The organism is Allobacillus salarius (genome assembly GCF_007559425.1).
Classification (GTDB): domain Bacteria; phylum Bacillota; class Bacilli; order Bacillales; family Alkalibacillaceae; genus Allobacillus; species Allobacillus salarius.
In genome coordinates, this window is the sequence record NZ_VMHE01000038.1 from 1 (window position 1) to 11,500 (window position 11,500).

Consider the following 11,500-nt stretch of genomic DNA (forward strand, 5'->3'; position numbering starts at 1 on the left):
AAGGCGGCGAACAAGATAAAGTAACATGACTAATCTAAGACCTTAATTTTTTTGTCCAATTTACTGTTGACATTCCAATAAACATAAGAGTGAGGAATAAAAAAGATGTATAGTCAGGAATAAGCCAGGCCACTAAGAAAGGTGAAGTACGAATGAAACAATATCAATTCAATGATGTGGTATACATGAAAAAACAGAATGCTATTCAAGTTGAAAATAGTGAGAAAGAGAGTGTTGGAAGCATCAAAAAGGCAGATATTTCAGGATGTGAAAAGAGAAGTGTAGTATCATTTACCGCACACAAAGGATCTAAAATTAAGATAGGGATTAAAAAACGAAATATCATGAATTTACTTGTAGCTACATATATCATTAAAACAGAAGAGAAGACCTATTTTTTAAAAGATAAGCCAGGAAATAGTCTTCTCTACTTTTGTGTTGTAGGAAATATCGATGGACAAGAAATACGTATTGAAGAAAATTGGAACAGCGACATAGAAGTAAAAATAGACCATATTCAGATCGCTACTATTAAAACAGATGAATTTACGTATAAGACAACCATACTCACTGAAGACAGTATTTTCGAATCATCTTTACTTTTCGCTGTTACTATATTGATGTATTTTATGTATAAAATTTATAAGAATGAATCTGAGTTTATTGAAGGTATATTGTTTGATTGATGCGGACGCAACCATGTTCGTATGTTTAATTTGTTTGGAGAAGACCGGCAGATAAAACATAGGTAGTCGCACATTTAACTTAGTACTAGGTTGCTGAGGAGGATGGTGAATTCGTTGCGTAAAACAAAAATGATGAAACTCGAAATAATATGATTAGTACGCTTATAGGTTGGAGTGAAGATGCACTTTTACCCAGCCTTTCTTGTTTGCTTAATAATATAATTAATACTTCAATAAGCCGTCACTTTGATTCGGCTCGTATCTTTGATAGTTCAAAGCGACAATGGCTAGGATTAAAGCAAATACAGCAATAACCCATCTAATGATTGAATTAAATTCAACTTTATAAAGATCAATATTGATTCCGCCAACCAATGAACCGATTGCAATACCTATGTGTATATTCGAATTATTGATACTTTGTTGGATGTCAGATGTCTTAGGTGCAATAGAAACTAATTGGCTTTGGATCGCTGGTGTGAGTGCCCAGCTTAAGAAACTCCATAACACCAATGCAATAACCAACATCACAGGTTTAGAAAGAACAACAAAAATCATGAATAGCATTGTTGCAAAAAGCGATATGACTATGATAATTGTTTTTCTAGTTCCGAAACGGTCAGATGCATAACCACCAAACCAACTACCAAAAATGGCAGCGACACCAAGTATTAAATACATAATGCTTAACGAGTCGCCGGTAAGATTCAAAGTCGTCTGCAAGAAAGGCGTTAGATATGCGTAAAGTGTTAAGTGTCCGACATAGAATAAAATGGAGACGGATTGTGTCATGATTATTTTTGGATGTGATAGAGCTTTAAATTGAGCTTTTACCGGCAAAGCATCCTTTCCTTCAATTTCGCTCATAAACAACCACATTAGTACAATTAGAATCATAATGATGAAGACAATCAATACAAAAGGTGCTCTCCAGCCCCATTCATTCCCGAGAAATAATCCAAAAGGAACGCCAAAAACGAGTGATGCGCTCACTCCCATCAGTACGACCCCAATCGCTCTGGAACGGTGAGTCGTAGAGGTGATTTGAGAAGCAATCGCCAAGCATAATGAAACAAGAAGTGCTGCGAACATTGCTGATAAAATTCGTGATATTAGGAGTGGTGTAAAAGTTGTACTGACAACGGCAAGTACGTTAGAAAGTAAAAAAAGTACTAAAACGATTAAAATTAATTTTTTGCGTTTTATTTTTGCAGTTAATGAAAGAAGTATAGGACCTGAAATGGCAAAGCTTAATGAAAATACAGTGATCAATAGGCCGGCGCGTCCTAACGATACGTCTAAATCATTTGCTATTAAAGGAAGAATCCCTCCAATAATCAGTTCGACCAATCCTACAATAAAGGTAATAGTAGTTAAAATATATATTCTTTTATCCATAAAGTTCCTCCCAAAAAAACAGGGCCACCCACAATGGGAGGCCCCGCTAAGCAGCAGATCATTTGCCCTCTAACATAGTTTTAACCTGTTCAGTATTATTTAGTTAAAGATTAAATTATCATGCTTTAAAGTTGCTGTCAATTGAATTTAAGCTTTTATCTGAGCAGACACGATGGTTAAGTAAAAAGGTGTAGTTTATCCGGTTTTCATTTGCAGAATATTTAAAATAATACTTCAATAAACGGTCACTTTGTCTTATGATGAATGAAGAGGTGATGGTATTGGATTCAAACATATTGCCAAAGGGTTTGTCGCTTCCAGCTCTTTTCCTCAATGTAAATGCATTTGATGAAAACTGTGAAATGATCGCTAATAAAGCACAGGGGAAAACGATTCGAATCGCCACAAAGTCTATTCGGTCGGTTCCGGTTTTACAGCGGATTTTAAATTCGAGTTCTGTGTTTCAAGGGTTATTATGTTATAGCCCTGATGAGGCTGTTTATCTTGCTGAAGCGGGATTTGATGACATCATGATTGGGTATCCATGTTGGAATGAACAGGCATTGACAAAGATTGCAAAATTGAATGCTCGTGGTCATCAAATTACGTGTATGGTGGATGCTGAAGAACAGGTTGAATATTTACACCGCATTAGTGAAAAAGCTGAAGGATTTTTTTACTTATGTATGGACATTGATATGAGTACGAAATTTGGTAGTCTTCACTTTGGTGTGAGACGATCGCCGATCAACTCAACACGTGAAGCGGTCCGTTTAGCACGAAAGATAAAAACATATTCAGGTTTGAAACTTCATGGGGTAATGGGATATGAAGCGCAGATTGCGGGTGTAACGGACCGGATGCCTGCCAATCGTATCAAAAACCAAGTCGTTTCATTTTTAAAAGAACGTTCAATCAATGAAATTCATACGCGGAGAAAGCAGATTGTTCAAGCGCTAGCCGATGAAGGAATTGAGCTATCGATTGTGAATGGGGGCGGCACGGGAAGTATGGATTCAACAGCAATGGATGAAAGTGTCACAGAAATTGCAGCTGGATCTGGGTTTTACGCGCCGTTACTATTTGATTATTACCGAGATTTTCGGTATAAACCAGCGCTGTTTTATTCATTGCCAGTCGTCAGAAAACCGGCGCCGAATATATATACTTGTACGAGTGGCGGCTTTATTGCATCAGGTCCACATGGTAAAGATAAAATGCCACAACCAGTTTATCCACCAGGGGGAAAGTTGCTGCCATTTGAAGGTGCGGGCGAAGTACAGACACCAATTTATTATGAAGATGTTTCGTTGAGTATTGGCGATCCGATCATTTTTAGAGCTGCAAAAGCTGGTGAAATTTGTGAGCGCTTTCAAGTAATAATTTGTGTAAAGGATAAACGGATTGTTGATCGTTATTCTACGTACCGGGGGGATGGCCAATGTTTTCTTTAATTAAACAAGAGCAGGGGAAGAAGTGGAGAAACTGGGCAGAAACGCATGAGGGTAAGCCAGAGTCGACGTTTTATCCATCCTCAGTCGATGAGGTCATTAGCATTGTGAAAGAAGCGGCAAACCAAGGAAAGAAAATTCGTGTGATTGGTGCCGGCCATTCATTTACAAACTTAGTCGGAACAGAGCAATGGCTCGTGTCGCTCGATCAATTGACGGGGATTGAGCAGATAGATGAAGCAACTAACACAGTAACGGTATTTGGTGGCACTCGTTTATATCAATTGGGTAAAGAACTGGATCGATTAGGCTATGCTCAAGAAAACTTAGGAGACATTAATGTTCAATCGATTGCAGGGGCGATTTCAACAGGAACTCATGGAACAGGTCTATCCTTCGGGAATATCCCGACACAAGTTGAAGCGTTAACGTTTGTGACAGCTTCTGGAGAGATTCTAACAATTTCAGAAGAGGAGAATACGAATTATTTTAAAGCATCTCTCGTATCCCTGGGCACATTTGGCATCATTGTGAAAGTGAAGCTGAAGGTCGTCGAATGCCCTGTCTATGAATATCGATGTGAGAAAGTTAATTATCCTCTTTTTGTTGAGAAGCTTGATAACTATATTAAGAACAATCGTCATTTTGAATTTTATATTTTTCCTTATTCAGATCTCGTTCAAGTGAAGCGGATGAATATTTCAGAAAACAAACCCGAACGGTTATTTTTTCATCATTGCAAAGACCTTGTGATGGAGAATTATTTATTATACGTGCTGTCGACAGGGTGCAAATGGTTTCCAAAACGGAGCCGTATGATTAGTAAGCTTTTAGCTAAAGGCATCAGTGAAACGAATATTACTGCGAATAGCCATCAATTATTTGCGACACCACGGCTTGTGAAATTTACTGAAATTGAATATTGCATCCCGCTTCACTACTTAAAACCTGCACTAGACGAAGTCCGTGCCTGCATCGAAGAGAAAAATCATGAAGTTCACTTTCCGATTGAATGTAGAGTCGTGAATGCCGATGATATTTGGCTTAGTCCGTCTTACAAAAGAGAATCCGCGTATATTGCTTTTCATATGTTTAAAGGAATGCCGTATGAATCCTATTTCCGTGATATGGAAGCCATTATGCGAAAATACGAAGGAAGACCGCATTGGGCGAAAATGCACAATATGAATCAAGAGGATTTGCAAAATCTTTATCCGAAGCTGCCGGACTTTCTCACCATTCGTGAAGAACTCGATCCTGATGGCATGTTTTTGAATGAGTACTTGGAAGAAAAACTCGGAAAAGCGCGAGTTGAAAAAGAACCGGTGGAAATGGGTTAATCTCAGTACCTGGATACTTTTAAAGTGTCCAGGTTTTTTGTTTGGCTCTGAGCTTGCCAAGACATAAAAGAACTGTCGCCAAAACCGCGTGAGCAAAGCCGCCGATAAATCGAGCAAAGCCGCCGATAAATCGAGCAAAGCCGCCGAAAAACCGAGCGAACCCGCCGATAAATCGAGTGAAGCCGCCGATAAATCGGATGAAGCCGCCGATAAATCGGATGAAGCCGCCGATAAATCGAGTGAAGCCGCCGATAAATCGGATGAAGCCGCCGAAAAACCGAGCGAACCCGCCGATAAATCGAGTGAAGCCGCCGATAAATCGGATGAAGCCGCCGATAAATCGAGTGAAGCCGCCGATAAGATGGATGAAGCTCCCCTTAAATCGAGTGAAGCCGCCGATAAATCGAGTGAAGCCGCCGATAAATTGAATAAACCCGCCGATAAATCGAGCAAAGCCGCTATTGAATTGTCAACCACGGATATTAACACAGGCCTTTCACTAAAAAATTTCTAAAAATTTTTTAAAAAAGTAGTCATATTCAAGAATGCCCGTGCATATATACATTTTATAAGTAAAAAATTCTATAAATACATTTTTGTCATCCTGCCAACACTAGAGGTAGGAGGATGATGCAAATGGACAAGCGGAGATTTTATGTCAATGTAGAAACGGGAGAAATTTCAGAGTTGAAGGCAGGAAATAATGCGCAGTTTACGGTTTATGCAAGTCCAGAAGAGGTCAAAGCGTTGCGAAAATGTTTTGAAGACAAGGATCATGCGGACTTTGGAACGTACTGGCGAGCGCATATACCGTTTAAGGAGTATCACAACGATGAGGATAACGATGCTTTTGATCATGAACTGCTTCGCGCGTATAAAATGATCTATCAACTTGGCGATGAGGAGGCGAAAGAGCATATTAGCCAATATCCGTTTTTTAAATCATTGATGGACTCAGATGATTATTAAAATCATTACTAAAATCTTCCGTATTTTGAGGTTTAGCTGTGTCAAATAAAAGGTATAAATATAGTAGACAATACGGAAGGTGGTTAAGACAATGAGACATCGTATGAATTTCAAAAACATCTTACTTTCGTTGATTGTCATTCTTGCTTTACCAATTTCTTTTGTTGCGAATGCAGAAGGGAATGCAAAAGTAAGCTATGATGAACAACAAAACCACCAATCACAACTTCAACAAAAAAATGAAATGATTGTGATGGGGGAAACGCAAGAAGAGGAAGAAGAACATACAGAGCAAGCATTGACTCATGAACAAATCGTCAATGTAACCGATAAATTTATGGATCATTTAGTTCAAGATACAGATCAGTACTACAACGTAAAAGCATATGAAACAATGGATGAATTTAAAGAGAGTTTCTATGGTTTTGCTTCAAAAGAAGTCGTTGATGAGTTTGTAGACGTTTATTATGAAATCAGAGACGGTGAGTTGAAAGTCATCCCAACTTCTACACCACCATGGTTTGAAGCTGAAGAGGACTATAATGTTCAACAGACGGAAGAAGGAACATATGTAGTATCACAAGAAACTGGGAATGAACTTCATGGAAACTATACGATTGAAATCGAGATTGATTTGAATGAAGATCAGAAACCACGTATAATGAGCGTTAACTATCAAGGTTAATTTGCTGTAAAGGAACGTATGCAATTGAATACTTTTAAAGATTATTACAACAATGAAGTTAAATTCGCCATTCGTGAACAACCTTTCTCGGAAAATCCGCAACATGTTTGGGTGATTACCCGGTATGGTGACAAATGGCTTTTGACAAAACATGGTGACCGAGGGATGGAATTTCCTGGAGGGAAAGTCGAGCCGGGGGAGAATGCACCCGAAGCTGCGATTCGTGAAGTATTTGAAGAAACCGGTGGGGTTGTGAACCATTTAGAGTTCATCGGTCAATACTACGTCGATGGAAAAAGCGACTACATTATTAAAAATGTGTACTTCGCCCATGTCGATGAAATGACAGAACAAGTGCATTACTTTGAAACAGATGGACCCGTTTTGTTGAATCAACTCCCGGATAATGTGAAAAAGGACAAACGATTCAGCTTTATGATGCGAGATGAGATTTTGCCATTATCTTTAAAGGAAATTGAGAAAAGAGAATTGATGTAAGAAGGAGCACAAGCGCTAAGAGTGGCGCTTGTGTTTTTTTGTTGGTGGTTTAGTGGGTTGGGCTCATATATCTCAGGTTAGGTGTCACTTTAGGAATTATTTTTCACCTATTTTAAGTGTTATTTTGCAATATCTGAATATAGAAAAACCCATCTTCACTTCAAAAGATAGATTTTAATATTTACTTGATTCCGATTACTAAACTGTCTCGTGCAGCTTCTACAACTTCTGTTGTTATGATCTCAAGGTTATTAATTTCAAGTATTCTTTCAATCTGGATGAAGAGTCTTTGTATTAGTCTAAAGTTCCTTCCAGTAATCTTAATAATACTAGTTATTGCTTCGTAATCAGAAAGATCTTCAAGTCTTATCGATATGAATTTACCTTTATAAGAAATGAATTTGCACTATATGTTGCAAAAACGGAATAAAGTATAGCCTCCAAAACTCCATTATTGAGCCAATTTGTGGAATATGGCTTATGGGGCTGCCGAGCGTTGATGTTCAAGTAATTTGTCCCACTGATGTCCTTGCATTCTCTTTGAAACAACTTCCATCTCCTATTTGTATAATAGTATTCTAATTCCACATACTACTAACAAGAAATAGTGGGAAAAAGGGTGTGCATGGATGCGACTTAAAAGAAATAAATCTAAAAAGTCTTTGATAAATCAGGCAAATTTCTCCATAGAGAATATCAAAAGTCAATTAAATCATACCAGCGATTTAAAAGACCGTGAAATACATAGCAATAATCAAATCTTTATTATCCTTTACATCGATTCATTAATTGATCCGGAAAAGCTTGAATCAAAAATAATTAAACCGCTGACAAAAATGAAAGACAATAATATTTTAAATGAACTATATAGCCAGGAGATCAGCACTGCCAGAAGTAATAAAGTAGCCATCAACGGATTATTAGACGGTTATTGTTTGCTAATAAAAAAAGGCAGGAATAGTGAAGGTTTCCTGCTGAAAACGAACGCATCAACCGATAGAGAAGTTTCAGAGCCTAAAATAGAAAAAACAATCCTTGGGGCAAAAGTAGGTTTTGTTGAAAGCTTAGACAAAAACATTTTTTTACTCCGTACTGTAACAAAATCGCCCGATTTCACGGTTAAAGAGTATACATTGGGTTCCTCAACAACAACGAATGTATCACTAATATATTTGGATCATGTGACAGATCCGGAAATCATCAAAAAGGTTGAACAACGTATAAAAAGTATTACGCTTAATTCCATCCGATCAGCAGGAGATATTCAGGATTGCATTGAAGATCATACAGTTACTCCATTTCCCCAGCTTTTACTTACAGAACGGCCAGATCGAGCTTCAGCAAATTTAAAGGACGGAAGTGTTGCTTTAATTATAGATGGAAGTCCTACTGTAATTATATTGCCAGCAACATTTATGACGTTCTTTCAAACAACGGATGACTATATTACCCGTTGGTGGTTAGGTTCATTTTTTAGATTTATACGTCTATTCAGCTATATCATTGCACTTATTCTACCGGCATTATATATTGCTTTCGTTTCATTCCATTATGAAGTAATTCCTTTAGAGCTTGTTTATTCGCTGCAGTCTTCGATGAGCTACGTACCATTTCGGCCATTTATAGAGTTAATGATTATGCAGCTTTCCTTAGAGTTGCTTAGAGAAGCGTCCATTCGACTGCCACCTTCCGTCGCCGCGACTTTTGGGATCGTCGGAGGGCTAGTTGTAGGAACAGCAATGGTTGAGGCAGGAATTGTCTCCTATGGTGGGCTTATAGTTGTTGCATTAACATCAGTCTCATCATTTGTTCAGCCAAATCTAGAAATGAGCAGCTCGATTCGTATATTAGGATTTCCTTTAATGCTATTGGCAGCTACATTTGGCTTTTTTGGTATTGTTATTGGAGTGTTATGTGTGTTAATTCACTTGTCACGCCTTACTTCATTCGGTGTTCCATACTTTTCACCTTTTGTTCCATTGAACATAAAGGATTTTAAAGACACTATCATTCGTGTTCCTTCTTGGATGATGTATAAATACTCTAAAAATTCTCCTCATTATAAGCAAGAAAAACGATCAAGGAAGTGGAAACTAGATGAGAGTGAAGAACCGTATTAGTTCTGTAAATTTATTTTTTCTGCTGGTCCAAACGATGATTGGTGTAGGCTTGTTATCATTACCTCATCAAACACATGACGCAACAGGCAGTGACGGATGGATTTCCATTTTAATTTCTGGATTTTTTATTCAACTAATAGTACTGCTTATCTGGTTACTTTGCAGGAATTTCCCCAATCTTACCTTATTTGATTTTTCTAAAGTAATTTTGGGGGAAACTTCTGGAACTGTATTAAATTTTATATATATTATTTACCTGCTCACAGTGATTTGTTATATCTTCATTATATATGCGGATACCTTGAAACGATGGATCCTCCCTGAAACTCCAGTATGGATAATATTTTTGATATTATTCTTTCTACTTATTTATGGAAGTATTTGTAATATAAAAAATATGGTATCTTTATTTTCTTTTCTATTCATATTCATCCTGTTTTTATTCTTCATTACGTTTTTGGTTTATGATTCATACACTGATGTTCGCTATCTCTTCCCTATTGGTTCCAGTGGTGGATGGAATATTCTTAAAAGTACAAGTGATTCAATGATGCCCTTCATAGGGTTTGAAACATTACTTATTTATTTTGCTTTTATGAAGCAGTCTAAAACTATTTCAGCACTGAAAGGAGTTTTTTTTGCAGTATTATTTGTAACCATTTTTTTAACGTATATTGTGATTCTAAGTACCGTAATGCTAAGTCCTGAAGAAATAAAAATCACGCCTGAACCGGTTCTATATATACTAAGTGCAATAGAAATAAGGATTTTAAGCCGATTAGATTTAATATTTCTTTCTTTCTGGGGTCTGATTGTTTTTAGTACTATTATCAGCTACTCCTTTTCAGCATGTATGGGAATAAGTAAATTAATCCGTATCAAACATAAATTTGCTGTGATACTATCTGGAACATTCGTCCTGATCGTTTCGATAATATTTTATTATATGGAGATTACCTTACTTGAAAAATGGTTAAAGCATTTAGGTTTAATTTTCGGCATTATTATCCCTATCCTACTGCTTTTAATTACAATTATTTTTAAAAGAGAGGCGGCATCGACCTATGAGAAAAACTGAGCTCTTTTTGATCATCTCTATTCTTCCATTACTAGCTGGGTGCTGGGACGAAAGACTTCTAAAGAATTCCCGTACTGTGTATTTAACAGGTTTTGACTTGGAAGAGAATGGTGATTATCAAACAACTTCAATTATTAGAGATATGAATATTAGTGAGTCAAGCAGGGGGGAAATATCCATATCGAATGAACTGGTAACTGGAAAAGGAGGTTCGATAAAAGAGGCAAGCACGAGAATTGATCAAAGCGTACCTGGTAATTACGATCCATCAAAAGGAAGAGCTATAATCTTAGGAATCGACGTCGCCAAAGGTGATATCTACAATGTGCTGGATTCTCTTTACCGGGATCCAAGGGTGGATTTAAACGCCAAAATTGCTGTGACAGATAACAGTGCAAATGAGATAATTACCCATTTATCCGAAAATGAAGTTGAAAAAGGGGAATACCTGTACGAATTGATTCACAGCAGTGAAATGCACTCGGAGATCCAGGAAATTACACTAAGATCGCTTCGCACCTATTTGTTTGATGAAGGAAAAGATTTCATGCTCCCTTATCTGAGCAAGGACGAGGAAAATAATGAAGTTAAAATAAATGGCGCTGCTCTTTTTCATGACCACAGCTTTACCGGACAGTATCTTTCCCCTGATGAAAGTACTTTGCTATTATTATTTATGGAAACACAATCCAAAAAAGCAATCTTAACAGAACAGTTAGATAAAAAAGCTGACGGATCGGTCAGCTATAATGTAAAAAGCGTATCAAGAAAACTTAAGCTGAAAAAAGAAGAAAAGGTACATGCTGATATTATGCTGCAATTGGACGTGGAGATTGTTGACTATCCTCCAAACCATTTAGATAAGCAAGAAATGATAAATTTTTTGGAAAACCGATTATCAGAAATTCTCACTGAAAAAGCGGATGCTCTATTCAAAAAACTTGCAGCGAATCAAAGTGACGTACTTGGATTAGGCAGAGAACTCATTGCCTTTCATCCATCTATCTGGAAAGAAATAAAGGGAGAAAATTATTATGAGCATATCCTTGTTAATCCAAAGGTAAAAGTCAATGTTAGAAGTAGTGGAATCATTTTGTGATCACCTTTTTCTAACTGAGATTATCATTTGAATATTTAGTTGGTATTGAAGCGATAGATATTGAAGTAACGGGCAGGTTTGTTTAAGTTCAGTTTAAAAGTAAGCGTCAAATAAACCGCACTCTAGTTTGAGTGCGGTTTGTGAGTTAAACTAATATTTGATTTAATTCTTCACTT

At 37.1% G+C, this 11,500-nt stretch carries 11 protein-coding genes and 1 pseudogene; 10 read left to right on the forward strand and 2 right to left on the reverse strand.

The window, feature by feature from the left end:
• Positions 1-152: 152 nt before the first annotated feature.
• Positions 153-686 (forward strand): hypothetical protein, encoded by a 534-nt coding sequence (locus FPQ13_RS12410; protein ID WP_144089643.1) that lies wholly within the window; start codon positions 153-155, stop codon positions 684-686.
• Between the two features lie 222 nt (positions 687-908).
• On the opposite strand, the gene FPQ13_RS12415 is transcribed toward FPQ13_RS12410, so the two are convergent.
• Positions 909-2,084 (reverse strand): MFS transporter, encoded by a 1,176-nt coding sequence (locus FPQ13_RS12415; RefSeq protein WP_144089644.1) that lies wholly within the window; start codon positions 2,082-2,084, stop codon positions 909-911.
• Between the two features lie 275 nt (positions 2,085-2,359).
• Here FPQ13_RS12415 and FPQ13_RS12420 point away from each other — a divergent pair, with 275 nt between their 5' ends.
• The 6 genes from FPQ13_RS12420 (at position 2,360) to ytkD (ending at position 7,027) form a co-directional block, all read left to right on the forward strand.
• Positions 2,360-3,538 (forward strand): amino acid deaminase/aldolase, encoded by a 1,179-nt coding sequence (locus FPQ13_RS12420; protein ID WP_144089645.1) that lies wholly within the window; start codon positions 2,360-2,362, stop codon positions 3,536-3,538.
• Positions 3,526-4,875 carry a D-arabinono-1,4-lactone oxidase gene (locus tag FPQ13_RS12425; protein ID WP_144089646.1) on the forward strand — a complete coding sequence of 450 codons (1,350 nt, stop codon included), beginning with the start codon at positions 3,526-3,528 and terminating at the stop codon, positions 4,873-4,875. Before FPQ13_RS12420 ends, FPQ13_RS12425 begins: the two co-directional genes overlap by 13 nt.
• Positions 4,876-4,963: 88 nt before the next feature.
• Positions 4,964-5,389: a hypothetical protein gene (locus FPQ13_RS12430; RefSeq protein WP_144089647.1), complete on the forward strand. Its 426-nt coding sequence runs from the start codon at positions 4,964-4,966 to the stop codon at positions 5,387-5,389.
• 122 nt (positions 5,390-5,511) lie between these two features.
• Entirely contained in the window at positions 5,512-5,844 is a 333-nt protein-coding gene (locus tag FPQ13_RS12435) for a hydrolase (RefSeq protein WP_144089648.1), read from the forward strand.
• A gap of 91 nt (positions 5,845-5,935) precedes the next feature.
• Positions 5,936-6,529, forward strand: a complete 594-nt coding sequence (locus FPQ13_RS12440; RefSeq protein ID WP_144089649.1) for a hypothetical protein — start codon at positions 5,936-5,938, stop codon at positions 6,527-6,529.
• Positions 6,530-6,553: 24 nt separating this feature from the next.
• Positions 6,554-7,027: an RNA deprotection pyrophosphohydrolase gene (gene ytkD, locus FPQ13_RS12445; RefSeq protein ID WP_144089650.1), complete on the forward strand. Its 474-nt coding sequence runs from the start codon at positions 6,554-6,556 to the stop codon at positions 7,025-7,027.
• A 181-nt stretch (positions 7,028-7,208) separates the two neighbouring features.
• Here ytkD and FPQ13_RS13670 read toward each other — a convergent pair.
• Positions 7,209-7,397, reverse strand: a pseudogene (locus FPQ13_RS13670) (AAA family ATPase); the annotation flags it as partial.
• Positions 7,398-7,656: 259 nt separating this feature from the next.
• On the opposite strand from FPQ13_RS13670, the gene FPQ13_RS12455 reads away from it, so the two are divergent.
• The 3 genes from FPQ13_RS12455 to FPQ13_RS12465 are packed head-to-tail and all read left to right on the forward strand — an operon-like array spanning position 7,657 to position 11,324.
• Positions 7,657-9,147, forward strand: coding sequence for a spore germination protein (locus tag FPQ13_RS12455; protein WP_144089651.1), 1,491 nt, complete (start codon positions 7,657-7,659; stop codon positions 9,145-9,147).
• Positions 9,125-10,225, forward strand: a complete 1,101-nt coding sequence (locus tag FPQ13_RS12460) for a GerAB/ArcD/ProY family transporter (protein WP_144089652.1) — start codon at positions 9,125-9,127, stop codon at positions 10,223-10,225. The genes FPQ13_RS12455 and FPQ13_RS12460 overlap by 23 nt, the downstream gene beginning before the upstream one ends.
• Positions 10,212-11,324 carry a Ger(x)C family spore germination protein gene (locus FPQ13_RS12465; RefSeq protein WP_144089653.1) on the forward strand — a complete coding sequence of 371 codons (1,113 nt, stop codon included), beginning with the start codon at positions 10,212-10,214 and terminating at the stop codon, positions 11,322-11,324. Before FPQ13_RS12460 ends, FPQ13_RS12465 begins: the two co-directional genes overlap by 14 nt.
• The last annotated feature ends 176 nt before the right edge of the window (positions 11,325-11,500 follow it).

Coding starts and splice junctions, on each gene's coding strand:
- FPQ13_RS12425 (WP_144089646.1), top strand. CDS start 3,526: ATGTTTTCTTTAATTAAACAAGAGCAGGGGAAGAAGTGGAGAAACTGG.
- FPQ13_RS12455 (WP_144089651.1), top strand. CDS start 7,657: ATGCGACTTAAAAGAAATAAATCTAAAAAGTCTTTGATAAATCAGGCA.
- FPQ13_RS12465 (WP_144089653.1), top strand. CDS start 10,212: ATGAGAAAAACTGAGCTCTTTTTGATCATCTCTATTCTTCCATTACTA.
- FPQ13_RS12420 (WP_144089645.1), top strand. CDS start 2,360: ATGGTATTGGATTCAAACATATTGCCAAAGGGTTTGTCGCTTCCAGCT.
- FPQ13_RS12415 (WP_144089644.1), bottom strand. CDS start 2,084: ATGGATAAAAGAATATATATTTTAACTACTATTACCTTTATTGTAGGA.
- FPQ13_RS12410 (WP_144089643.1), top strand. CDS start 153: ATGAAACAATATCAATTCAATGATGTGGTATACATGAAAAAACAGAAT.
- FPQ13_RS12460 (WP_144089652.1), top strand. CDS start 9,125: ATGAGAGTGAAGAACCGTATTAGTTCTGTAAATTTATTTTTTCTGCTG.
- FPQ13_RS12440 (WP_144089649.1), top strand. CDS start 5,936: ATGAGACATCGTATGAATTTCAAAAACATCTTACTTTCGTTGATTGTC.
- FPQ13_RS12435 (WP_144089648.1), top strand. CDS start 5,512: ATGGACAAGCGGAGATTTTATGTCAATGTAGAAACGGGAGAAATTTCA.